This window comes from Streptomyces sp. NBC_00207, from assembly GCF_045160965.1.
In the GTDB taxonomy this organism is placed as follows: Bacteria; Actinomycetota; Actinomycetes; order Streptomycetales; family Streptomycetaceae; genus Streptomyces.
The window spans coordinates 9,118,921-9,141,547 of the sequence record NZ_CP130715.1 but is presented as its reverse complement, the minus strand read 5'-3'; the positions used below and the strand labels follow the sequence as shown (position 1 = coordinate 9,141,547).

Below are 22,627 nucleotides of genomic sequence, written 5' to 3'. Positions count from 1 at the left end.
ATGATCCCGCACGGGGGGACACCGTGCCGAGCCGAGCCGTGCGTGTTCGTGTTGGTCGTCGTCAGCCGGTGTCGAGGACGAGGTCGGCGCGGTGTCGGCCCGGGGCGACGAGGCGGGCGTTCGCCTCGTCCGAGCGGGCCACCCACTCGCGTGCGTACGCCGGCTCCTTGCCGTGGCGTACGTGCCGGTCGACCAGGCGCCGGACGCGCAGGTCCTCGTCCGGGGCGAGGTACCAGGCCTCGTCCAGCAACGGCCGGACCTCCGCCCACTCCCCCGCGTCGTGCAGCAGGTAGTTCCCCTCGGTGATCACCAGCGGCACCGCCGGTGCCACGGGGATGCTGCCCGCGATCGGCTCCTCCAGGGAGCGGTCGAAGGCGGGTGCGTACACCGTGGCCCCGTCGGACGCGCGCAGGCGGCGCAGCAGGGAGACGTACCCCGCCACGTCGAAGGTGTCCGGGGCGCCCTTGCGGTCGGCGCGCCCCACCCGGGTCAGCTCGGCCTGGGCGAGGTGGAACCCGTCCATCGGGACCACCACGGCCGTCTCCGGGCCGAGCGCCTCGGCGAGCCGGGCGGCCAGCGTCGACTTACCGGCCCCCGGTGGCCCGGCGATGCCCAGGATCCGCCGGCTGCCCCGTACGGCCGGCCCGGCCTCTCCCGTCGGCCCTGCCGGCCTGGCCAGCCCGGCCGCCCTGCGTACCAGCTCCGTGGTCGTCTGCACCTGCATCCGCACATCCTGCCCGAGGATCACGCAGCCGTGGGGGCTCCGTCCTTCCACCCCCAGGCCGTGAGCATGCCCGGTGACAGGCCGGTGCACCGGGGGGAATCCAGGTAGCGCACGGCTTCGTCGATCTGTCCGTCGTCGACGAGGCCCGTTCCCACCATGGCTTCCCGTGCCCGCCCCCACGTCTCGGCCCAGAACCTGCTGATCGCGCTGCCCGGCAGGAGCGGTGGTACGTGGATCTCGGCCGCCACGGATTCCAGCCCGGCCTCGCGCAGCAGGTCGAGGTGGCCGGGCACCCGTGACACGTCGGTGCCGATGCTGTCGTGCAGCCCCTGCCACATGGCCCGCATGGCGCGGGTGTACGGCGTGACGGGCGCCGACCCGGTGGTCAGGTCGACCGCGTCGCTGACGACCAGTACGCCACCGGGTGCGAGCAGCCCGCTCAGCTTGGCGATCATGCGCTGCGGGGACGGCAGGTGCATGAGGACGAACCGGGCGTGCACCAGGTGGAAGAGGCCCGGGGCGAAGTCGTCGGCGGTGACGTCCGCCTGCAGCACCGTCAGTCCCGGCACGGGGTGCGCCGCGAGGAACCGTACGTCGCGGTCCACGGCGAGGACCGCGGCGACGCCCGCGTCGTCCAGCAGGCCGCGCGCCACCGTGCCGGTGCCGGCACCCACGTCCAGGCAGCTCCAGCCCGGGCCCGCTCCCAGCAGACGCAACCGGGCGAGCGTCGTCGCGTCGTAGGTGAGGGCTCCGAGGTCGATGCGGTCGCCCTCGCCGCCTTCCTCGGGCCGGAAGACCTGCTCGCCGTAGCGCCCCTCGCCCGGGGAGCTCGCGCCGTCCGACGACAGGCCCGCGTCAGTCATGGGCCGATTGTCCCCCGAACACCCCCAGCGGGCGCGCGCGGCAGCGCCGCTGCCGGGCGACGCTCGCGCAGACACGTCATACCCATTTGCCTAAAGGCTTTAGGTAGATTCATAATCTCCATAGGCGAACGGGAGGATGGCCATGGTGCGCGTAGGGCTGACCACGGAACGGCTGACCCGGGCAGGGGCGGAACTCGCCGACGAGGTCGGCTTCGACCAGGTGACCGTCTCGGCCCTCGCCCGGCGCTTCGACGTCAAGGTGGCGAGCCTGTACTCGCACGTGAAGAACTCCCAGGACCTCAAGACCCGGATCGCGCTCCTCGCCCTGGAGGAACTCGCCGACCGGGTGGCCGCGGCGCTCGCGGGGCGGGCCGGCAAGGACGCCCTGACCGCGTTCGCGAACGTCTACCGCGACTACGCCCGGGAGCACCCCGGCCGCTACGCCGCAGCCCAGCTGCGGCTCAGCCCGGAGGACGCGGCCGCCAGCGCAGGCGTCAGGCACGCACAGATGACCCGGGCGATCCTGCGCGGCTACGACCTGACGGAACCCGACCAGACCCATGCCGTCCGGCTCCTGGGCAGTGTCTTCCACGGCTACGTCAGCCTGGAGCTGGGCGGAAGCTTCAGCCACAGCGCCCCCGACGCACAGGAATCCTGGTCACGGGTCCTCGACGCCCTCGACGCCCTGCTGCGGAACTGGCCCGCGCCCACCGGCGCCGCCGGTCCGACCCCTCAGGCCGCCGGTCCGACCCCTCAGAACAACAGGCTGGAACCATGAGCACCGCACCCGACTGGATCACCACACCCCTCACCTCCGACCTCCTGCGCGGCGCCCTCGACCTGGAGCAGACGGCACACGGCGTGCTGCCGCACCGGCTGCCCGCCCGGGCCCGTGCCCAGTGCACCGACGGCCAACTGGCCATGGCGGAGGCCCAGCCGTCCGGCGTACGCCTGGTCCTGCGCACCCGCGCCACCGTCATCGAGCTGGACGCGCTGCGCACCAAGCGGGCCTACCGGGGCGCCCCGCCCCGCCCCGACGGCGTCTACGACCTCCTCGTCGACGGACACCTGGCCGGGCAGGCCTGCGTGACCGGCGGCAACCTGCTGACGGTGGACATGGCCACGGGATCCGCCGAGACGCAGCCCGGCCCGGTCGGGACCGTCCGGTTCGCCGGTCTGCCCGGCCGTGTCAAGGACGTCGAGATCTGGCTGCCGTACAACGAGACGACCGAGCTGGTCGCGCTGCGCACCGATGCACCCGTCGAACCCGTGCCCGACCGGGGCCGGCCGCGGTGGGTCCACCACGGCAGCTCGATCAGCCACGGCTCCGACGCCGCGAGCCCCAGCGCGACCTGGCCGGCCGTGGCCGGCTTCCTCGGCGGCGCGGAGCTGACCAACCTCGGCCTGGGCGGCAGCGCCCTGCTCGACCCGTTCACCGCACGCGCGGTGCGCGACACCCCGGCCGACCTGATCAGCGTCAAGATCGGGATCAACCTCGTCAACACCGACCTGATGCGGCTGCGCGCCTTCGGCCCGGCGGTGCACGGCTTCCTCGACACCGTCCGCGAAGGCCACCCCACCGTGCCCCTCCTGGTCGTCTCGCCCATCCTCTGCCTCATCCACGAGGACACGCCCGGCCCCAGCACCCCGGACTTCGAGGAGCTGAAGGCCGGCCGGATCCGCTTCCGGGCCGCGGGCGACCCCGCGGAACGGGTGGCCGGCAAGCTGACCCTGAGCGTCATCCGGGACGAACTCGTACGCATCGTGCGCCAGCGCGCGGCCGAGGACCCGAACCTGCACTACCTGGACGGCCGGGCCCTCTACGGTGAAGCGGACTTCGCCGAGCTGCCCCTGCCCGACCAGCTCCACCCGGACGCCGCGACGCACCGTCGCATGGGCGAGCGCTTCGCCGCACTGGCCTTCGCCCCCGACGGCCCCTTCGCCGCCAACGGGTGACCGGACCCGAGGAACGCCGCCGGCGGCCCACCGTCCGGGGTGGCGGACCGGAACGGCCGTGACGGCCTGCGGGGGACTTGTCGGTATTTTCAGTCGCTGCGGCTGCCCTTCAGTGTGCTCGTGGTCAGGAGCCGGCGTTGACGCTCGCCGAGGCGATCGCCCCCGTGCCCGCACCCCACTTGTCGAGTGCCTTCTGGTACGAACCGTCGGCGATGCTCGCCGCCAGTGCCGCCTTGAGGGCGTCGCGCAGTTCGGGGTTGTCCTTGGCCACGGCGATTCCGAAGGGCCCGGCCTCGATCTGGTTGCCGACGACCTCGAAGGTGTTTCCGCCGTCGGCCTTGAGGGCCAGGTAGGCGGCCACGGGGTAGTCGTTGACCCCGGCGACGGCGCCGCCCGCCTTGACGCGCGTCTGCGCCTCGGCGTCGGTCGGAAAGGACTCGATCGGGACGGCCGACTTCCCGGCTGCCTCGCACTCCTTCGACCGGTTCTTGGCCACCTCCTCGAAGGTGGTGCCCCGCTGTACGGCGGTCTTCTTCCCGCAGAGATCGGCGATGGACCGGATCTGCTGGGGGTTGCCCTTCTGGACGTACACGACGGAGCCCGCGACGAAGTAGTCGACGAAGTCGACGCCGTTGCCGGTCTTCTGTCCCTTGTCGTCCAGACCCTCCTGGCGGGCCATGGTGTCGCTCATCGACGACATCACGACGTCCTGCCGCCCGGAGTTGAGGGAGGTGATGAGGCTGTCGAAGGTGCCGTTGGTGAACACGAACTTCACACCGAGCTGCTTGCCGAGCGCCTCGGCGACGTCCGGGTCGACACCGACGATCTTTCCGTTCTCGGTGAACTCCATCGGGGCGTACGTGGCGTCCGTGCCGACCTTGATGACACCGGCGGCCCGGATGTCCGCGGGCAGCTTGGTGAACAGGGGAGCGTCGTTCTTCGCGGCGCCGGCTCCGTCGGCACCGGGGCTCCGGCCCGCATCGGTCTGGTCGCCGCAGGCACCCAGCAGCAGGGAGGCGGTGGTTGCGGCGAGGACGGCGGCGAGCGTCCGTCGGGTCGGTATGCGTGAGGCCATGGCTGTGCTCTTTCTCGGGGACGGCGTGCGGGGGAAAAGGAGCGCGGAGGGCGCTGGACGGAACAGCCGGGCCTGCCCGGTATGGAACGGCCGGGCCTGCCCGGTGTCTCAGGCGACGACGCGCAGGCGCGTCACGCCCGGGTCGAGCGCGCCACGGACGTGGCCGTTCGGCGCGGTCGCGGTCTGCTGGAGGAACCGGACGGCCTCGGCGGTGATGACCTCGCCCGGCAGGACGTTGGGGATGCCCGGCGGGTACGCGGCCAGCGTGTCCGCGGAGATCCGTCCGACGGCCTCTTCCGCGGCCACGACCCGGGCGGGACTCAGGAATGCCTCGCGGGCGGTGAGTTTCGTGGGGCCCGGATCCGGCAGCCGCTGCATGCCCCTGGCGCCGGCCGGGTCGGTGAGGGGTGAGGGCAGGGTGTGCAGTGCCTCGACGAACCGGTCGGTGTCGGGCGCGGACCCCGCACCGATCACGGCGACGATCGCCGCGTCGGTCGCCACCTCGACCATGATCTGGTGGTCCTGGAAGAGCCGTCGCCTGGCTTCGTGGCCCGTGATCCCGCCGGCGCGGGTATCGATCGCGATCCGCAGCGGATCGGCGCCGCCGATGTCGGGGAAAGCGTGGAATCCGTCGCTCACCACCTTGAAGCGGCCCAGCGCGCGGATGGCGCCCCGCACCTTGTCCGCGGCCTCTAGGGAGTCACCCGTCGCCTCGGCATCGGTGACGAGACTCCGCCGGGCAAGATCGAGCGACGCGGTCAGCAGGGCACTCGCGCTGGTGGACTGGACGAGCCGGAACGCCCGGTCCACGAGCGGCTCGAGCCGGTCCGCGAAGGGACCCTCCGCCAGGTGGAGCATCGCCGACTGCGTCAGGCTGCCCGCCAGCTTGTGCGTACTGGAGGTCGCCAGGTCCGCGCCCATGGCGAGCGCACTCGCGGGAAGTCCGGGATGGAAGCCGAAGTGCGATCCCCACGCTTCGTCGACGATCAGCGGGACTCCCGCGGCATGGGCGGCGTCGGCGATGGCGCGCACGTCGGCGACCGCCCCGAAGTAGCTCGGGGAGACGATGTACACGGCGGCCGCGTCCGGCGTCCGCTCGAGCGCCGCCGCCACGTCCGTGGCGGTCACACCGTGGGCGATGCCCTGCTCAGGGTCGACGGACGGCTGGACGAAGACGGCGTTCATGCCGGACAGCACCAGTCCGTCGATCACGCTGGAGTGCACACTGCGCTGCACGACGAGTGTGCGCCCCAGTGCGGGGGCGACCATCGAGGCGATCTGGTTGCCCTGCGAAGCGCCGTTCGTCAGGAACCACGTGCGCCGCGCGCCCCAGGCCTCGGCCGCCAGATCCAGGGCCCGGTCCAGCGGGGTGTCCGGGCCGAGGTCGATGCCGTCGAGCAGCGGCGGGAAGTCCAGGGCCGTGATCCGCGGGCCGAAGAAGCCGGCGAGGTCCGAGCCCGGGGTCGCGGCGTGGCCGGGGACGTTCAGCCTCAGCCAGTCCCGTCCGGCATGGCGCAGCACCGCCTCGGCGTACGGAGCACACAGCTGGCCGGCGCCGGGCCCGGAGGGGGGATGGGTAGGGGTGTGCTGATCGGTCGTTCTCATGTTCACGCTGGGAGCGTGGCAGTCCTCGACCCATCGAAGAAGGGTGGACTTTTCGTTACCCCTCCATAGGATGTCTATATGCTCGACGTCAGGCACCTCCAGGTACTGCGCTCCATCGCTCAGGAGGGTTCGCTCGCCGCGGCCGGCCGCGCACTGCACTACAGCCAGCCCACGATCACCCACCATCTCGCGGCCCTGGAAGCCCACTTCAACGCCCGGCTCGTCCAGCGCGGACCGCGCGGCGCCACGCTGACCGAACTCGGCGAAGCCCTGTTGCCGCACGCCGAGGCCGTGCTCGAGCGACTGCGTCAGGCCGAGCTGGAGGTGCGCAGCCTCGCCGAGCGCGGCATGCGCACCCTCCACATCGGCACGTTTCCCACGGCGGGCGCCCTGCTGCTGGCGCCCGCGGTCAAGCGCCTCCACCGGCAGGGGGTGCACATCTCGCTCACCGAAGGCGAACTTCCGCTGCTGCTGCGCGGGTTGCGGGCCAGGGAGCTCGATGCCGCCCTCGTCTTCTCCCAGCCCGGCGACCGCCTCGACCTCGAAGAGGACTTCGAGGTCCACCCGCTGCTGGCCGATCCGCTCCTCCTGGTCATGCCGGAGGACCACCCGTGCGCATCGCTGGAGCGGGTCCCCCTCGGCGAACTGCGGGACACCGCGTGGGTGGGCGCCGCCGACCCGCACGACCCCTGCGACCGCGTGCTCGCATGGGCGTGCGCCCAGGAGGGGTACGAGCCCCTGCACGTGATGCGCACCGACGACTACGCGGTGGTCCAGGGCCTCGTGGCGGCGGGGACGGGTGTGGCCCTCGTCCCCCGGCTCGCCCTGGGGCACCACCGGCCCGACCTGGTGGTACGCCCCCTGGACAGGCCCGACCTCGCCCGGGAGATCAGCGTCGCCTTACTGCGGTCCACCTCGGCCGGCGCCGCCCAGGAACTGATCGCGGCCCTGCTGGAGCAGGCCACGCTGATCACGGAGCGCTGGGCCGCGGCGTGACCCCGTAGGCCTGTCCGGCGGTCCCTACCCGCTCGCTCGATGCCGATGCCGTGCCGGCGCCGGTGTCGATGCCGATGCGGCGCCGACGAGGTCACCGGCGGTGCCGGGGAGACGTACGGCGATCTGCTGCAACGCGCGGGTCCCGCAAGCGGGCGTCACGGATCAGGGTGTCCTCCGACGGGGCAGACGCGAACGTGCGACGCAGCCGTCCATCGGCGCGGGGCGCAGTCGGAGCACATCTGGCGTGGCGTCCGCGCGCGCCGAGCCGAATGCCGGTATACCCCAGGGGAGTCCCACCAGCCCCTCTCCCCCGGCCTGCGGGAGGCCCCGTGTTCCACCGCCTCGGCCTCGCCGGCCTCGGTCTGGTCCTCACCCTCGCCGCAGGCCCGTCCCTGGCGGCTCCGGCACCCGTCCGCGCTCCCGTCCCGGCCCCCGCTCCCGTCCCCGTTCGCGTTCCGCAGACGGCTGCCGCGCCGGTACCCGGGGCAGGAGCGGGCCCGCAGGTCGCCACGGTCACCGCGGTCGACTCGGCCCCGGGCAGCACGACGGCCCTGGCCGGGTACGCCATCAGGTCGACGCAGGAGGTCACCGACTCCGCGGCCGTCGTCTCCAGCCCCGGCTACCCGGCGACCGGTTGGTATCCGGCCGGTGCACGCTCCACCGTCCTCGCGGCGCTGCTCGCCGCCGGCGTGTACCCCGACCCCTTCTACTCCACCCAGCAGCAGCGGATTGCGGCCGCCGACTTCGACGTGCCCTGGTGGTACCGCTCCGACTTCACCGTCACCGACACGGCGGCGCGCACCTACCTGGACTTCAGCGGGGTGATCTCCGCCGCCGACGTCTTCGTCAACGGCCACCGGGTCGCCACCGCGGCCGACGTGGCCGGCGCGTACACCCGGCACGAGTTCGACGTGACCGACCTGGTCGAGGAAGGCACCAATACGGTCGCCTTCCGGATCCAGCCCAACGATCCGCGAAAGCAGCTCACCATGAGCTGGCTCGACTGGCTCCAGCCGCCACCCGACGAGAACATGGGCATCGTCCGTGACGTCACGGTGCGCCGCGGCGGGCCGGTCGCCCTGCGGGACGCACATGTGGTGACGGCCCTGGCCATGCCCTCCATGGGCTCCGCCGACCTGACCGTCAAGGCCCGGGTGCGCAACGACTCGGCCGCCACCGTCACCGCCATGGTGTCCGGCACGGTCTCCGGCGCCGAGGTTCCGGTCGCCGTCAGCCGCAGCGTCACCCTGGCCGCGAACGAGACGAAGACGGTGGTCTTCTCCCCTGCCGACCACCCCGCGCTCCGCCTGACCGCGCCCCGCGTCTGGTGGCCCGCCGCGATGGGCGAACAGCCCCTGTACGGCCTCGACGTGACGGCGACGGTGAACGGCGCACCCTCCGACACCGCGCACCAGTCCTTCGGCATCCGCGACGTGCAGGCACCGCTGAACGCCGACGGCGACCGGCAGTACCGGATCAACGGCCACCCGCTGCTGGTCAAGGGGGCCGGCTGGTCCCCCGACGCGTTCCTTCGCTGGGACCACACCTACGTCGAGGACCGGCTGAAGTACGCCCTCGACCTGGGCCTGAACACCCTCCGCCTGGAAGGGCACATCGAGCCCGACGAGTTCTTCGACCTCGCCGACCGGTACGGGATCCTGACGCTGCCCGGCTGGGAGTGCTGCAGCAAGTGGGAGGGCGAGGTCAACGGAACCGAGGCCGGGGAGGAATGGGACGACCCCGACTATCCCGTCGCCCGGGCCTCGATGGCCGCCGAAGCCGCCCGGCTCCGCCACCACCCCAGCGTGATCTCCTTCCTGATCGGCAGTGACTTCGCCCCGAACGAGGAGATCGAGCGGGGCTACGTCGACGCGTTGCGGGCCGCCGACTGGACGGCTCCGGTGGTCCCTGCGGCCGCCAACGCCTCCGCCCCGATCACCGGTCGCTCCGGCATGAAGATGACGGGCCCGTACGACTGGGTGCCGCCCGGCTACTGGTACGAGAAGCGGGAGGGCGGCGCCACCGGCTTCAACTCCGAGACCAGCGCCGGCCCGGACGTCCCGACCCTCGACACGCTGCGCCGCATGATGTCGCCGGCCGAGCTGGAGACCCTCTGGAAGGACCCGTCCGCCGCCCAGTACCACCGCTCCCCCTCGCGCACCTTCTCCACCCTGAGGCTGTACGGCGCCGCGCTGGCCGGCCGCTACGGTTCCCCGACCGGCCTCGACGACTACGTGCGCAAGGCGCAGCTCGCCCAGTACGAGAACGTGCGCGCACAGTTCGAGGCCTATGCGCGCAACGCCAAGGACGACTCCGAGCCGTCGACCGGCGTCATCTACTGGATGTTCAACAGCGGCTGGACCTCCCTGCACTGGCAGCTGGTGGACCGCTTCCTCGACCAGGGCGGCGCCTACTTCGGTGCGAAGAAGGCGAACGAACCGCTGCACGTCCAGTACGGGTACGACGACCGCTCGGTGTCGGTCGTCAACAACCGCAGCGCCGCGGCCGCCGGCCTGACGGCGCGGGTGACGCTCTTCGACCCGGACGGCACGCAGCGGTACGACCGGACGGTGACGGGCCTGAGCGCCGCGGGCGGCGGCGCGAGCAGCACCGCGCTCACGGTCCCGGAGTCGGTGCCCGGCCTGTCCACCACGTATCTGGCCCGGCTGCTGCTGACCGACGGCGCCGGGCGCGAGGTGAGCCGGAACGTCTACTGGCTTTCCACCCGGGCGGACGTCCTCGACTACGAGAACAGCGACTGGTACTACACGCCGACCACGTCCTACGCCGACCTGCGGGGGCTGAACTCGATGCGGCAGGCGCCGGTCACGGCGGCCGCCTCGACGGTGGAAGACGGTGCGGGGACGTCCACGACGACGGTGACCGTACGCCACACGGGCACGGGCACCACGCCGGCCCTGCTCACCGACGTCCACCTCGTGGGAGCGCAGGGGGCTCCGGTGCTGCCGGTCCGGTGGAGCGACAACCAGGTCAGCCTGTGGCCGGGCGAGTCGGCGACGCTGACGGCCACCTACCGGACCGCGGACCTGCGCGGCTCGGCGCCACAACTGCGGATCTCCGGCTGGAACACGCCGACGGCCACGGTCCCGGCCACCTGATCGCAGGCTCTCCGCCCGGGCTCCCGCTCCGCACCGCCTCCGTGACCATCCGAGACGTGCCGGGTGTAGCGTCGCGATCATGGAACAGTTGACCGGAGGCACCACCGACCAGGCACCGGCCGACCCGGGCGCCGGCGACGACGTGCTGGCCACCCAACCCGTCGGCTACTGGAGCGGGTTGGCCCATGCGGCCGTCACCCGGCATCTGCGTGACGCCATGGCCAGGATCGACGTCAGCCAGCCGCAGTACTGGGTGCTCAACCGCGTGAACGGCGGGGCCGCGGCGCCGAGTCGGGAGGACGTCGTCACCCAGCTGACCCCCCTCGCGGACGGACCCCACGAGATCTCCCGGGTCATCGACCAACTGCTTCACCGCGGTTGGCTCCGGCTCGACGCCGGGCGGCACCTGCATCTCACGGACGCCGGGGAGGCTGCCCGGGTGCGGCTGCGCGGGCTGGTCACCGAGGTGCGGGCCGTCGTCCACCAGGGCATCAGCGACGAGGAGTACGTGGCAGCGCTCAAGGTCTTGCGCACGATGGTCGCCAACGTCGAGGCCTACACGGGCTCCTGACCCCTCTGGACGGCCGCGCGCCCAGGGCCTTCCGGGCCGGGTCCGGGGAATCCGTACCCGTAACACCCGCGCCCCGTGCTCCGTTGGGCAGACGAAGGGATGCGGCGGGGCGCGGCCGGGCCGGACGGCGGGCGTGGCGAGTCCGCTCGACGGACAGCTCGACGGCTGCGCACCTGCAGGCCGTTCCCCGGCCCGCCCCGACGCCACCGACCGCCCCGCCCAGACCGGAGGCCCGTACCCGTCATGACCACCCTCGCGACCCAGACCGTCCGGCTCGGCACCCGGCCCAGCCCCATGGCCATGGAACAGACCGGCCGCTTCGCGCTGGCCTTCCGCGCCCGTTACCCGGACATCACCCTCGACACCGTGGAGATCACCTCGGAGGGCGACGCGCACCGCGGCCCGCTCCACGAGATCGGCGGCAAGGGGGCCTTCACGCGCCGCGCCGACGAGCACCTCCTCGACGGCCGGGTCCGGGCCACCATCGCCTGCGCCAAGGACCTGCCCGGCGCCCACGACCGGGCCCCCGGAATCGCCGTGGGGGCGGTCCTGCCCCGCGAGGACGTGCGCGACGTCCTGGTCCGGCCCGCCGGGCAGCCGCCCACCACGCTGGCCGACCTGCCGCCCGGCACCCGGGTCGGCACCAGCGCACCCCGGCGCGCCGCTCTCCTGCGCGCCCTCCACCCCCACCTGGTGGCGGTGCCGATCAGGGGGAACGCCGACAGCCGGCTGGCCAGGCTCGACTCCGGCACGCTCGGCGCGGAGGTCATGATCGCCGCCCTGGCCGGCCTGCGCCGCCTGGGACTGGCCGCACGGGTCTCCGAGATCCTCGACCCCACGGTGTGGCCGCCTGCCGCGGGCGCCGGAATCGTCGTGATCGAGCACCGCGCCGACGACGCCCCCACGCGCGCCCTGCTCACCCCGCTCACCCACACCCCCACGCAGGTCCTCCTCGAGGCCGAACGCGCCACGCTCGCCGCCCTGCACGGCGGATGCCAGACCGCCGCCTCCGCCCACGCCACTCTCGACGCGACGGCCCGCCTGGTCACCGTGCACGCGGTCGTCCTGGACCCGGCCGGCGGCGCTCCCTTGCGTGCCGGCGCCACCGGACCCGCCGACGATCCCGTCGGGACCGGACTCCGCGCCGGGCAGCGGCTGCTCGGCGCGGGTGCCGACCGGCTCCTCGGCGTCCGGCCGTGACAGCGGGGCCAGCACCCGCTCGTCACCCCCGCCCCATCCGCCTGGAGGAACCATGTCCTTGCCGAGTCTGCTGGGCGTCTTCGCCCACCCCGACGACGAGTCCCTGCTCGCCGGCGGCGTACTCGCCCACCACGCCGCCTCGGGGGCTCGTACGGCCGTCGTGACCGCGACCTGGACGCCGGACAGCCACCGCGCCGCCGAACTCGCCGACGCCCTCCGCATCCTGGGAGCCGGCGAGCCGAGGCTGCTGGAGTACGCCGACGCCCGCGTCCCCGGATCGGCGCCAGGGCGGCCGCGGTTCGTCGACGCACCGCTCGACGAGGCAGTGGCAGGGCTCGTACGCCACGTACGCGAGGTCCGGCCCGACATCGTCGTCACCCACGACGACCACGGCCAGCTGACCGGGCACCCCGATCACGTCCACACCCACCGGGTCACCCTGCTCGCCGTGCACGCCGCCGGGATCGAGCACCTATACCCCGAGGCGGGTGAGCCCTGGCAGCCCGCCGCCCTCTGCCTGGCCACCCACCCGCACTCGGGTGTCGGCGAGCTGGGTGCGCTGCTGGCCGACGTCGGGAAGAGCGTCCGCAGCGTCCCGGAGGAGCGGGTCAGCGCGACGATCGACGTACGTCCGTGGCTGGAGCGGAAGTGGGCCGCCGTCGCCGCGCACCGGAGCGAGGCGGAACGCCGTCGCTCGCTGCCCGGCATCCTCTCGCGCCTTCCCGCCGATGCCCGTGACCGCATCCTCGCGACGGAGTGGTACACCCGGCTGGCCGTTCGGCCGATGCCGAGCGTGCCGAGCGGCTCGGGCGGGCTGACCGTCTGAGCCGGCGCACTGGCTCGCGGGCCTCACCCGTGCGGGTGGATCGCGGCATCCAGTGGGCGCAGCGCGGCCAGCCGTGCCTGCACGGCCGCGACGGTGCCAACAGGCTGTGGCCACTCACGGGAGGGCGGCGGCCCGCTGCGCGGCGGCGCCCGGAAGAAGGGACTCAGGTCTCCATGTCCACACTCACTTCCGGTCTGAGGAGAACGCTGGGCCGCAGCGGAGTCGCGGCCGCCACCGGCCTGGCGTTCGTCCTCACCCTGCCGGGGGCCGCTCTGGCCGCGCCGGGCGACCTGGATCCGGCCTTCGACGGGGATGGACGGGTCGTCACCGACTTCGGTGGCTACGACGAGAGCCGTGACATGGTGCTGCAGGCCGACGGCAAGATCGTCACCGTGGGCCTCAACACGGCCCCCGAGGGCGGCGCGGCCGACTTCGCACTGGCCCGCTACAACCCCGACGGGAGCCTCGACACCGGCTTCGACGGCGACGGCCTGGTCCTGAGCGACCTGCGCGGCGGCGGTGAGGACGTGGCCAACGGGGTGGCGGTGCAGCCGGACGGCAAGATCGTAGTGGTGGGCCGCAGCACGGAGCCCGATGGCGGCGGGGGGATGTTCACCGTGGTCCGCTACCAGAGCGACGGAAGCCTCGACACCGGGTTCGGCGGTGGCGACGGCATCGTCCTCACCGACTTCGGCACGGGCGGTGCGCAGGAGGCCTTCACCGTGACGGTACGGGCCGACGGCGCGATCCTCGCCGCAGGCACGAGCGGCGCCGAGCTCGCACTCGCCCGCTACCACGCGGACGGCAGCCCCGACGCCGGCTTCGACGGCGACGGCAGGGTGACCACCGCCTTCGCCGGGGGCGCCGCGACCGCCTTCGACGTGACGAGCCAGCCGGACGGCAGGATCGTCGCCGCCGGCCGAGCGGGGTACAACTATCCCGCGAACGCCTCCGACTTCGCCCTGGCCCGCTACCACCCGGACGGGAGCCTCGACACCGGCTTCGACGGCGACGGCAGGGTGACCACCGCCTTCGCCGAGGCCGACGTCGCCGGCGGGGTGAAGGTCCAGCCCGACGGGAAGATCGTCGCGGCCGGCTCCAGCGCCTTCGACTTCGCCCTGGCCCGCTACCACCCCGACGGCACGCTCGACGGCGGCTTCGACGGCGACGGCAAGGTCACGACCGATTTCGGAACCGGCACCCTGGACGGAAGCTCCGACCTGGAGCTGCAGCCCGACGGCAAGATCGTCGCAGCGGGCATCAGCCAAGCCGATTTCGCGGTGGCCCGCTACAACCAGGACGGGAGCCTCGACGGCGGCTTCGGGACCGGCGGCAAGGTGACCACCGACGTCTACTTCGGCTTCTTCGACGTCGCCGGCGCGGTGGCACTGCAGCCCGACGGCAAGATCGTCGCCGCAGGCAACACGGGCGACGACCGCGGCCTGGTCCGCTACCAGGTCGCCGCCACACCGCCGCCCCCGCCCGGGGCCGACCTGTCCGTCACCAAGGCGGGACCTGCGACCGTCAGCCTCGGGGACCAGGCCGCGTACACCGTGACGGTGACCAATACGAGCACCACGACGACGGCGACCGCGGTCACGCTGGCCGACACCCTGACCGGACCCGGTTCCCTCCTGTCCGCCACGCCCAGCCAGGGCACCTGCACCAGGACCTCCACCAGCGCCAACTGCGCTCTGGGCTCCCTCGCCCCGGGTGCCCGGGCGACGGTCCAGGTGGTCGCCGAACCGCGGGCCACCGGCACCCTGTCCGACACGGCGACGGCCGGCGCCGCGCAGACCGACCCGGTGCCCGCGAACAGCACCGCGACGGCGGCCAGTACGGTCGACAACGCGCGCGGCTGCACGATCGTCGGCACCAGCGGCGCCGACAACCTGGTCGGCGGCTTCGGCAACGACGTGATCTGCGCCCTCAGCGGCAACGACGTCATCAGGGCCGGCTACGGCAACGACACCGTGCACGGCGGCCCCGGGAACGACGACGCCGACGGCGGCTTCGGAAACGACATCCTGGGCGGCGGCCCCGGAGCGGACAGGCTGACCGGCTCCTACGGCAACGACCGGCTCGACACGGTCGACACCGTCTTCGGCAACGACACCGCCAACGGTGGCCCCGGCACCGACACGTGCACCACCGACCCGGGCGACACCCGCCTGAGCTGCCCCTGAGTGATGTCCGGCCCGGCGGGGCTCCGAGGCCGCTCGTCCTTTAGGGTGGCCCAGCGGATGGTCCGTACGGGGCGGGTCGGCAACGGTCGTGGGAGCAGGTGGAGTTGGTGGAGTCTTTGCTGCCCGGTGACCCGCCGGAGATCGGCGGGTACCGCCTGCTGGCGCGGCTCGGCGCGGGAGGCATGGGCGAGGTGTTCCTGGCCCGGACGGCCTCCGGCCGGCCGCTGGCCCTGAAGACCGTGCACCGGGATCTGAGCCTTCAGCCGGACTTCGCCGAACGGTTCGACCGGGAGATACGCACCAACGACCGGGTGCGCAGTGCGTGGACGGTCTCGGTGGTGGACTTCAGCCAGCCGGGGGCCTCGCCGCAGTGGCTGGCCACGGAGTACATCGCCGCTCCGTCGCTGGGCGACTGGGTCCACCGGTACGGGCCGCTGCCGGCAGCGGCCGTTGCGGCCCTGGCGCGGGAGCTGTCGGCCGCGCTCGTCACCGTACGGGCGGCCGGGGTGGTGCACCGCGACATCAAGCCGGCGAACGTGCTGCTGGGCCCGGAACGGCCCTTCCTCATCGACTTCGGCATCGCCCGCGCGGTACGCGACCCCCGCTACACGCAGACGGGCGCGGTCATCGGCACGCCCGGCTTCCTGTCGCCGGAACAGGCGACCGGATCCGTGGCCTCGGCGCCGGCCGACGTGTTCTCCCTGGCCGCCGTCCTCGTGTACGCGGCCACCGGGCGCAGCCCGTTCGTCGCGGGCGGCGAGGAGCTGGAACTGCCCGCCCTCCTCTACCGGATCGTGCACGACGAGCCGCTGCTCGACGGTGTACCGGACGTGCTTCTCGCGCTCGTGCGGGAGTGCCTGGCCAAGGACCCGGGGCTGCGCCCGACCGCCGAGCAGCTGCGGGAGCGGCTCGGCGCCGTCACAGGGATGGAGGAGGAGCACGAGGGATGGGGCAGAACGGTGCCGACGGCCCTGGTGGCGGAGGTCGGGCGCCGCGAGGCCGAACTCCGCCGGCTCCTCACCACACCGCCGCCGCCCGCCTACGCCCCCGGAGGTACGGGCCCCGCATCGGCCAGCCCGCCGCAGCCGCCTGCGACGGCTCCGGGCACTCCCCCGCCCTTCCCCGCTCCCGTTCCCCTTCCCGCCGGGTGGGGAGCTCGTCGACCCCGGGTGATCACCGCGGTCGCCGGCGCCGCCGTGCTCGCCGCGGTCGTCGCGCTGGCCGTCCGGCTCCCGTGGGGCGCAGACGGCGACAAGGCAGCGCCTCCCGCCACCTCACCCACACCGTCCTCGTCCGTCCCCTCCGCCTCGTCCTCGTCCGCTTCGGCGCTGCCCGCATCGTGGGTCGGCACGTGGTCCGGCGTCGGCCCCGGCACGCCGGAGGCGGACGGCATCACCCGGGCGCGCGCCGCCGAGTTCTCCGTCACGGTCACCCTGCACGCCGGAGCCGTGGGCGAACTCGTGGGCCGGCAGGTGAGCGACCTCAAGGAGATCTCGACGGGCCGGAACCTCGGGTGCACGGAGGCCCTTCAGCTGCGGCAGATCCGCCAGGACAGTGCGGTCTTCGAGGCGATGACCAGCCACCCGACCGACCAGACGGCCACCTTCGACTGCCCCAAGGGCAATCTCTACGTGCTGACCATGGCGGAACCGGACCGGCTGACGCTGGAGTCGGAGGGAGCGCAGTCGGCCGGCGCGCCCGGGGCTTTGACCCGCCGCCGATGAACCGGTGTTGACCTCAAGCGGACTTGAGGTCGTAAACCTGTGGTCATGACCACTCCCCTGCGCATCGCACTCGTCGTCGGCAGCACCCGGGAAGGCCGGTTCGGCCCGACGGTCGCCCGCTGGTTCGAAGCCGTCGCCGCCGACCGCACCGACATCGAGCTCACCGTCATCGACCTGGTCGACGCCGACCTCCCGGCGCACTGGACCCATGACCTCGCACCACGCGGCCGGGCCTTCGTCCAGCGCCTCGCCGAGGCGGACGCCTACGTGGTGCTCACCCCCGAGTACAACCACTCCTTCCCGGCCTCGCTGAAGCAGGCGATCGACATCGCGGGACGCGTCTGGGCGCGCAAGCCCGTCGGCTTCGTCTCGTACGGCGGGCTGTCGGGCGGCCTGCGCGCCGTCGAGCAACTGCGCCTGGTCTTCGCCGAGCTGGCCGCCGCCACGATCCGCGAGACGGTCAGCTTCCACCAGTTTCCGTTCGACGAGGCCGGCCGGCCCCACGACACCGGAGCCGCCGGGAAGGCGGCCGTGACGATGCTCGACGACCTGGTGTGGTGGGCCGGCGCCCTCCGTACGGCGCGTGAGCGCGACGCGGTGTGGAGCGAAGCCTCGTGAGGACCGCGTACTACGCTGCCGATCATGAGCGAAGTGGGGGCCGAGACGCCCTGGCACGTCCTGGAGAAGGTGCGCGAGGGGCAGGAGGAGATACCCGGCCTGCTGCACGGGCTGGTCACACCCGGCAGCGGGCGGGTCCCGTGGTCGGCGTTGGACTACCGTCTGCGCTGGACGGACCCTCCGGAGCTCGTCGTCGCCGTACTGCGGCGGTTGCTGGACATGCCGGCGCAGCTGGACGAGGCGGGCCGGACCGGTGTGCTCGACCTGGTCGCGCATCGCGCCGTGATGCTGCGCATGGGCGCCCTCCGGGCGGAGGCCCCCGGTATGCCGGAGGTGCTGGTCGACGGCCAGCGCGCCGCGGCAGGACTTCTGGCCGACCGGAGTACCGAGGTGCGCTCGTACGCGGCCCGGGCGATCGAACAGGTCCGCGCCGCCGACCCCGCGACACTGGAGGCGCTGCGACGTCAGGCCACGGTGGAGACCGACCCGGCCGCGCTGGGCCGCCACCTGATCGCGGCCGGAGAGGTACTGGCGGCACTCGGCGCGTCCCGGCCTCCCGGGTGGCTGGCCCCCTGGCTGGCCCACTCCGATCCGCACGTCCGGCTGGCCGCCCGGTGCGCGCAGCTGACGTCGGGTGGGGCCACGCCCGGCAGGGCGTCTGCGACGACCGCCACGGCCACGGCCGCGGCGACCTCGCTCACCGGGAGCCCGCATGCCCGTCGCGCGGCCGTCAAGGAGGCCGGCGCCCGGCTGCACAGGTGGCGGAACCCGGCGGCCGGGACGTGGGAGACGGTCCTCGCCGGCTTGTCCGACGACGACCTCCTCACCTCGCACGAGGCACACGGCATCGTCGCCCGGGGCGGATCGTCGCTCGCGCCGTACGCCGACCTCCTCGTCCCGCACCGCTGGCGGGCGGGTGAGCGCGCCGACCATCTCGTACGCGGCCTGATGGGCATCGGCGACCCGCGTGCCCTGCCGTGGTACCTCAAGCGTGCCGACAGCTACTGGCTGGAGGCCGAGTCCCTGCCGGCGGAGTGGGCCCCGAGCGTCATGCCCGCACTGCTGGTGCAGGTCGGGGGCCCCCGGACGGAGCGCGTCCTGCGCATCCTCACCGGCTGGGGTCCCGCCGCCGCACCGGCGGTGCCGGATCTCATGGGGCTGCTCGACACCCCGCACGCACGCACGGCCGCGGGCGTCCTGGGCCGGATCGGGCCGGGGGCGGTCGACGCCGCGGGCCTGCTGGCCGCCCTCGCGAAGGGCGACCTGCGCCCGCGGCGCCTCGCGGGGAGCGAGTACCGGGAGCCGCGCCGCTGGCACGGCGTCCAGACCGCCGCCTGGGCGTACTGGCGCGTCACGGGTGACCCGGGGCTCGCGCTCGACGCCCTCGGCGCGGCGACCCGGGGCGGGCTGGCCCGGCCGGTCCTGTCCCACCTGGCCGAGCTGGGCCCGCTCGCGGCCGGGTACGCGGACGCCCTCGAGCCGTTGCTCGGCAGTCTCGGCGCATGGACCCGGGTCGGCGCGGCCGAGGCCTGGTGGCGGCTGACCGGGGACGCCGGGACCGCGGTCACGACCCTGCTCCCCGAACTGCACCCGCTGAGGGAGCACCGGGCGGGCCCGCTCGTCCTTCGGGTCGTCGCCGCACTCGGTGCGATCGGCCGACCCGCCGCGGCGGCCGCGCCCCCGCTCACCGAGGTCGTCGTCTCCGAGCGCCGCTACGGCGGTGACATCCTGCGCGACGAGGAACTCTGCCGCGTCGTGCGCACCGCCCTGGCGGCGATGGGCTGACTCCGGCAGGACACGCCCCCGGGCGCGGGAATCCACCGGTGTGCGGAGGGGCGCGGCCTAGGCTCGCGGCATGGGTACCGACAGGGTGACAGTGGCCGACCTGATCTTCGATCGGCTGGACGCGAACGGTGACGGAGTGCTCGCCGCGGACGACTACCGGGCGAGTGCCGATCGGGTGCTCCAGTCGTACGGGATGGGGCCGAGCTCGCCCAAGGGGCGCGCCCTGATCGAGGCGAACCTCGCACTGTGGGAGCAGCAGGCCGCGCTCGTCGACCGTGATCGCGACGGGCGGATCACTCGGGAGGAGTACCGGGAGTGGGTCGGCTCCCTTCCTGCCTCGGACACCGGCCGGCCCTCGGGGTCACCGGAGGTGATGGCCGTGCTGCACGCGCAGTTCAACGTGGCCGACCGGCACGGGGACGGGCTGATGGGCCGCAATGAGTTCGTGGTCTGGCGGGGGCTCAAGGGCGTGTCGGCCGGGACGGCGGAGGCCTCGTTCGAACTGATCGACTCGAACGGTGACGGTGCGATCAGCTGGAACGACTTCAGCGACGCGGCCCACCGGCACGGCCTGGGCGCCCTGCTGTACGGGCCGGGCTGACCCTTCATCCGCCGCGGAGCAGCAGGAGGTCAGCGCAGGTCGAGCCGCATCAGGACGCGGGGGTGGCCGGCCAGCACCGAGGTCGTGTCGGCGGCGTGGGTGAACCCGGCGCGTTCGAAGTTCTTCCGGATCCCGGCGTACGCCATCGTCATGTCGACCTTGGCGTCACCGTTGTCGAGGGGGTACGCCTCGACGGCCGGTGCGCCGTGGGCGCGGGCGAACTCGACCGCGCCGGCGATGAGGGCGTGCGAGACGCCCTGCTTGCGGTGTCCGGGGCGGACCCGGATGCACCACAGCGACCAGACGGGCAGGTCGTCGACCTGCGGGATCGTGCGGCTGCGTGCGAAGGAGGTGTCCGAGCGCGGCGCCACCGCGGCCCAGCCGACGGGCTCGTCGCCGTCGTAGGCGATCACTCCCGGCGGGGGTTGCTCACCGCACAGCCGGGCGACGTACTCACCGCGGGCCGGTCCGCGCAGCTCGTTGTTGAGCTTGGACGGGATCCGGTAGCTCAGGCACCAGCAGACGTTGGCCCCGGCCGACTTCGGGCCGAGGACGGCGCGGACGTCCCCGAAGTCCGAAGCCGGGCGTATGTCGATGGTCATGGCACCACCATGACACGTGCGCGGAGTTCAACACGGAGTTCAACGGGGAGCTCAACGGGGAGCTCAACACCGAGCTCACATCGGGAGCGAGCGCAGGTGTACCGGGCCGTCGCGCCAGTGCGCATCGGCCCGCAGGGGGGTCGTCATGGTCCGCAGCGGCATCGTCACGGTCCCGCCCGGCTGTTCTACGTGGACGTCCTGGTCGAGCGTTCGCCAGCCGAGCCGTTGGTAGAGGGGGACGAGGGGCGGTCGGCAGAAGAGCAGGGCGTGCTGAAGTCCCGTGGTCCGGGCGTGGTCCAGAGCGGCCGTCAGGACCGCCCGGGCCAGTCCACGCCCCCGTACGTCGGGCGCGACGGCCACCCCGCCGACGCCCATCACCTCGGTCTCCACGCCACCGATCGACAGGGGCAGTCTCAGCAGACCCGCGTGGGCCACGAGGCGGTCTCCCTGCCGGACACCGAAATGGTCCTCCTTGGGGAGCCAGGTGAGGCCGGCGTCCGCCACGCCGAACGGGTCCGGGCCGGCGCCGAGAATCTCGCTCTGCTCGGTGTTCGTGTAGCGCGCGAGCCGCACTGTGGTCGGACGAGGTAACGAAGCGTGATCGGTCATCCGGCCATGATCGCGTCCTCGGCCCGCCCCCGGCCAGGCCGTGGCCGGCAGTGTGGCGATGATCATCCGGAACCGTCGCGGCTTGCGGGACGCCGGCGCCTGTCCCATAGTCCGAGGTATGGACGCGCGCGAGGCGGCGCTCCGACGAGCCCATGACCATGCCGTCCGCTGGCTGGCGAGCCTGTCCGACCGCCCGGTTCCCGCACGCGCTTCGGTCGACGAGATCGTGCGCGCGCTCGGAATCGAACTGCCCGAGGATCCCAGCGCCCCCGCCGACGTCGTCGATCTGCTGGCCACGGCCTGTGAGCCCGGGCTGACCGCGTTCCCCAGCGGCCGTTTCTACGGGTTCGTGATCGGCGGCACCGAACCGGCCGCGCTGGCCACGGACTGGCTGGTCAGCGCCTGGGACCAGAACTGCGTGATGCGCGCCGTCTCACCCGCGTACACCGCGGCGGAGGACATCGCCGGTGCGTGGCTGCTCGGCCTGCTCGGCCTGCCCGGTGACAGCGCGGTCGGCTTCACCACGGGTGCCACGATGGCGAACTTCACCTGCCTCGCCGCCGGGCGGGACGCGGTGCTCCGGGACGCCGTCTGGAACGTCGCCGGCGACGGGCTCGCGGGTGGGCCTCCCGTACGCGTCATCGCCGGCCAGGACCGTCACATGGCCGTGGACATAGCGCTGCGTTACCTGGGGCTGGGCCGGCCCGAGCTGGTGGAGGCGGACGGCCAGGGCCGGATCGGGCCGGAGGCCCTGCGGCGCACCCTGGCGGAGGGCGCCCGGAGTCCGACGCTCGTGGTCCTCCAGGCCGGGGACATCCACTCCGGCGCCTTCGATCCCTTCGCCGAGACGATCCGCGCCGCGCGCGAGGCGCAGGCGTGGGTGCACGTGGACGGCGCCTTCGGGCTGTGGGCGGCAGCCTCCCCCCGCTACGCCCGTCTGACGGCGGGGTGCGCGGACGCCGACTCCTGGGCGACGGACGCCCACAAGACCCTGAACGTCCCCTACGACTGCGGGCTCGCCATCGTGCGCGACCCGTGCGCGCTGCGGGCCGCGATGGGTGTTCACGGCGACTACCTCATCCAGCACGAACACGGGGACCCCGCCGACAAGGTCCCCGAACTCTCCAGGCGCGGACGGGCCTTCACCGTGTGGGCCGCGCTCAGGTCCCTCGGCCGGTCGGGGGTGGCCGACCTCGTCGACCGGCTGTGCCGTCACGCGTCCGAGTTCGCCGCCGGCATCGCCGCGATCGACGGCGCGACGATCCTCAACGACGTGGTGTTCACGCAGGTCTGCGCCGAGTTCGGCGATGACGCCCGCACGGACCGGGTGCTCGCCCGGCTGCTCGACGACGGCACGGCGTGGATCAGCGGCTCCACTTGGCACGGCCGGCGCGTCATGCGGATCTCGGTGAGCAACTGGTCGACGACCGACGACGATGTACAGCGGGCCCTCGACGCGATCCGGCGCGCGTCCGCCGCCGTCCCCCGGCCGTCCGGCGGCTGATCCGGAAGCCGCCGTGCCGGAACTCCGGCCCCAGCCCGACCCCTCGTGCCGGCAGGTGCGGTC

The 22,627-nt window shown here is 73.4% G+C and carries 19 protein-coding genes; 13 read left to right on the top strand and 6 right to left on the bottom strand.

What is annotated here, in order from left to right; translation table 11 throughout:
• Positions 1-61: 61 nt before the first annotated feature.
• Together OG472_RS42215 and OG472_RS42210 are read right to left on the bottom strand one after the other, a co-directional pair.
• On the bottom strand, positions 62-724 hold the full coding sequence (locus tag OG472_RS42215; protein WP_405834596.1) for a nucleoside/nucleotide kinase family protein: 663 nt from the start codon (positions 722-724) through the stop codon (positions 62-64).
• 20 nt (positions 725-744) lie between these two features.
• The gene (locus OG472_RS42210; protein ID WP_405943073.1) at positions 745-1,587 is read right to left on the bottom strand and encodes a class I SAM-dependent methyltransferase; all 843 of its coding nucleotides are present in this window, start codon (positions 1,585-1,587) and stop codon (positions 745-747) included.
• 142 nt (positions 1,588-1,729) lie between these two features.
• On the opposite strand from OG472_RS42210, the gene OG472_RS42205 reads away from it, so the two are divergent.
• Together OG472_RS42205 and OG472_RS42200 are read left to right on the top strand one after the other, a co-directional pair.
• Positions 1,730-2,365, top strand: coding sequence for a TetR/AcrR family transcriptional regulator (locus OG472_RS42205; RefSeq protein WP_405943072.1), 636 nt, complete (start codon positions 1,730-1,732; stop codon positions 2,363-2,365).
• Positions 2,362-3,543 carry a GDSL-type esterase/lipase family protein gene (locus tag OG472_RS42200; protein ID WP_405943071.1) on the top strand — a complete coding sequence of 394 codons (1,182 nt, stop codon included), beginning with the start codon at positions 2,362-2,364 and terminating at the stop codon, positions 3,541-3,543. The genes OG472_RS42205 and OG472_RS42200 overlap by 4 nt, the downstream gene beginning before the upstream one ends.
• Before the next feature lie 124 nt (positions 3,544-3,667).
• On the opposite strand, the gene OG472_RS42195 is transcribed toward OG472_RS42200, so the two are convergent.
• Together OG472_RS42195 and OG472_RS42190 are read right to left on the bottom strand one after the other, a co-directional pair.
• Positions 3,668-4,618, bottom strand: a complete 951-nt coding sequence (locus OG472_RS42195; RefSeq protein WP_405943070.1) for an ABC transporter substrate-binding protein — start codon at positions 4,616-4,618, stop codon at positions 3,668-3,670.
• Between the two features lie 108 nt (positions 4,619-4,726).
• Positions 4,727-6,223, bottom strand: coding sequence for an aminotransferase class I/II-fold pyridoxal phosphate-dependent enzyme (locus OG472_RS42190; protein WP_405943257.1), 1,497 nt, complete (start codon positions 6,221-6,223; stop codon positions 4,727-4,729).
• Positions 6,224-6,301: 78 nt separating this feature from the next.
• Here OG472_RS42190 and OG472_RS42185 point away from each other — a divergent pair, with 78 nt between their 5' ends.
• From OG472_RS42185 to OG472_RS42140, 10 genes are all read left to right on the top strand, one after another.
• Positions 6,302-7,219 (top strand): LysR family transcriptional regulator, encoded by a 918-nt coding sequence (locus tag OG472_RS42185; RefSeq protein WP_401611584.1) that lies wholly within the window; start codon positions 6,302-6,304, stop codon positions 7,217-7,219.
• Between the two features lie 269 nt (positions 7,220-7,488).
• A complete protein-coding gene (locus OG472_RS42180; RefSeq protein ID WP_405943069.1) occupies positions 7,489-10,338 on the top strand; it encodes a glycosyl hydrolase 2 galactose-binding domain-containing protein in 2,850 nt (949 codons plus the stop codon).
• A 79-nt stretch (positions 10,339-10,417) separates the two neighbouring features.
• A complete protein-coding gene (locus tag OG472_RS42175; protein ID WP_401611588.1) occupies positions 10,418-10,909 on the top strand; it encodes a MarR family winged helix-turn-helix transcriptional regulator in 492 nt (163 codons plus the stop codon).
• A 243-nt stretch (positions 10,910-11,152) separates the two neighbouring features.
• A complete protein-coding gene (hemC, locus tag OG472_RS42170; RefSeq protein ID WP_401611591.1) occupies positions 11,153-12,109 on the top strand; it encodes a hydroxymethylbilane synthase in 957 nt (318 codons plus the stop codon).
• Positions 12,110-12,161: 52 nt separating this feature from the next.
• Positions 12,162-12,935, top strand: coding sequence for a PIG-L deacetylase family protein (locus OG472_RS42165; protein ID WP_405943068.1), 774 nt, complete (start codon positions 12,162-12,164; stop codon positions 12,933-12,935).
• Between the two features lie 173 nt (positions 12,936-13,108).
• The gene (locus tag OG472_RS42160; protein ID WP_405943067.1) at positions 13,109-15,121 is read left to right on the top strand and encodes a calcium-binding protein; all 2,013 of its coding nucleotides are present in this window, start codon (positions 13,109-13,111) and stop codon (positions 15,119-15,121) included.
• Between the two features lie 107 nt (positions 15,122-15,228).
• Entirely contained in the window at positions 15,229-16,845 is a 1,617-nt protein-coding gene (locus OG472_RS42155; protein ID WP_401611600.1) for a serine/threonine-protein kinase, read from the top strand.
• 45 nt (positions 16,846-16,890) lie between these two features.
• Positions 16,891-17,463 (top strand): NADPH-dependent FMN reductase, encoded by a 573-nt coding sequence (locus tag OG472_RS42150; protein WP_405834580.1) that lies wholly within the window; start codon positions 16,891-16,893, stop codon positions 17,461-17,463.
• 24 nt (positions 17,464-17,487) lie between these two features.
• Positions 17,488-19,248, top strand: a complete 1,761-nt coding sequence (locus tag OG472_RS42145) for a hypothetical protein (protein WP_405943066.1) — start codon at positions 17,488-17,490, stop codon at positions 19,246-19,248.
• Between the two features lie 70 nt (positions 19,249-19,318).
• Positions 19,319-19,849, top strand: coding sequence for an EF-hand domain-containing protein (locus OG472_RS42140; protein ID WP_405834576.1), 531 nt, complete (start codon positions 19,319-19,321; stop codon positions 19,847-19,849).
• A gap of 29 nt (positions 19,850-19,878) precedes the next feature.
• Here OG472_RS42140 and OG472_RS42135 read toward each other — a convergent pair whose 3' ends face one another.
• Together OG472_RS42135 and OG472_RS42130 are read right to left on the bottom strand one after the other, a co-directional pair.
• Entirely contained in the window at positions 19,879-20,451 is a 573-nt protein-coding gene (locus OG472_RS42135; RefSeq protein WP_405943065.1) for a GNAT family N-acetyltransferase, read from the bottom strand.
• 75 nt (positions 20,452-20,526) lie between these two features.
• Positions 20,527-21,060 (bottom strand): GNAT family N-acetyltransferase, encoded by a 534-nt coding sequence (locus OG472_RS42130; RefSeq protein ID WP_405834573.1) that lies wholly within the window; start codon positions 21,058-21,060, stop codon positions 20,527-20,529.
• A 118-nt stretch (positions 21,061-21,178) separates the two neighbouring features.
• Here OG472_RS42130 and OG472_RS42125 point away from each other — a divergent pair, with 118 nt between their 5' ends.
• The gene (locus OG472_RS42125; RefSeq protein WP_405943064.1) at positions 21,179-22,564 is read left to right on the top strand and encodes a pyridoxal phosphate-dependent decarboxylase family protein; all 1,386 of its coding nucleotides are present in this window, start codon (positions 21,179-21,181) and stop codon (positions 22,562-22,564) included.
• The last annotated feature ends 63 nt before the right edge of the window (positions 22,565-22,627 follow it).

What these genes read in the sequence shown, in the direction of transcription:
- OG472_RS42215 (WP_405834596.1), bottom strand. Translation starts at nt 724, where the DNA reads ATGCAGGTGCAGACGACCACGGAGCTGGTACGCAGGGCGGCCGGGCTG.
- OG472_RS42210 (WP_405943073.1), bottom strand. Translation starts at nt 1,587, where the DNA reads ATGACTGACGCGGGCCTGTCGTCGGACGGCGCGAGCTCCCCGGGCGAG.
- OG472_RS42205 (WP_405943072.1), top strand. Translation starts at nt 1,730, where the DNA reads ATGGTGCGCGTAGGGCTGACCACGGAACGGCTGACCCGGGCAGGGGCG.
- OG472_RS42200 (WP_405943071.1), top strand. Translation starts at nt 2,362, where the DNA reads ATGAGCACCGCACCCGACTGGATCACCACACCCCTCACCTCCGACCTC.
- OG472_RS42195 (WP_405943070.1), bottom strand. Translation starts at nt 4,618, where the DNA reads ATGGCCTCACGCATACCGACCCGACGGACGCTCGCCGCCGTCCTCGCC.
- OG472_RS42190 (WP_405943257.1), bottom strand. Translation starts at nt 6,223, where the DNA reads ATGAGAACGACCGATCAGCACACCCCTACCCATCCCCCCTCCGGGCCC.
- OG472_RS42185 (WP_401611584.1), top strand. Translation starts at nt 6,302, where the DNA reads ATGCTCGACGTCAGGCACCTCCAGGTACTGCGCTCCATCGCTCAGGAG.
- OG472_RS42180 (WP_405943069.1), top strand. Translation starts at nt 7,489, where the DNA reads ATGCCGGTATACCCCAGGGGAGTCCCACCAGCCCCTCTCCCCCGGCCT.
- OG472_RS42175 (WP_401611588.1), top strand. Translation starts at nt 10,418, where the DNA reads ATGGAACAGTTGACCGGAGGCACCACCGACCAGGCACCGGCCGACCCG.
- hemC (WP_401611591.1), top strand. Translation starts at nt 11,153, where the DNA reads ATGACCACCCTCGCGACCCAGACCGTCCGGCTCGGCACCCGGCCCAGC.
- OG472_RS42165 (WP_405943068.1), top strand. Translation starts at nt 12,162, where the DNA reads ATGTCCTTGCCGAGTCTGCTGGGCGTCTTCGCCCACCCCGACGACGAG.
- OG472_RS42160 (WP_405943067.1), top strand. Translation starts at nt 13,109, where the DNA reads ATGTCCACACTCACTTCCGGTCTGAGGAGAACGCTGGGCCGCAGCGGA.
- OG472_RS42150 (WP_405834580.1), top strand. Translation starts at nt 16,891, where the DNA reads ATGACCACTCCCCTGCGCATCGCACTCGTCGTCGGCAGCACCCGGGAA.
- OG472_RS42145 (WP_405943066.1), top strand. Translation starts at nt 17,488, where the DNA reads ATGAGCGAAGTGGGGGCCGAGACGCCCTGGCACGTCCTGGAGAAGGTG.
- OG472_RS42140 (WP_405834576.1), top strand. Translation starts at nt 19,319, where the DNA reads ATGGGTACCGACAGGGTGACAGTGGCCGACCTGATCTTCGATCGGCTG.
- OG472_RS42135 (WP_405943065.1), bottom strand. Translation starts at nt 20,451, where the DNA reads ATGACCATCGACATACGCCCGGCTTCGGACTTCGGGGACGTCCGCGCC.
- OG472_RS42130 (WP_405834573.1), bottom strand. Translation starts at nt 21,060, where the DNA reads ATGACCGATCACGCTTCGTTACCTCGTCCGACCACAGTGCGGCTCGCG.
- OG472_RS42125 (WP_405943064.1), top strand. Translation starts at nt 21,179, where the DNA reads ATGGACGCGCGCGAGGCGGCGCTCCGACGAGCCCATGACCATGCCGTC.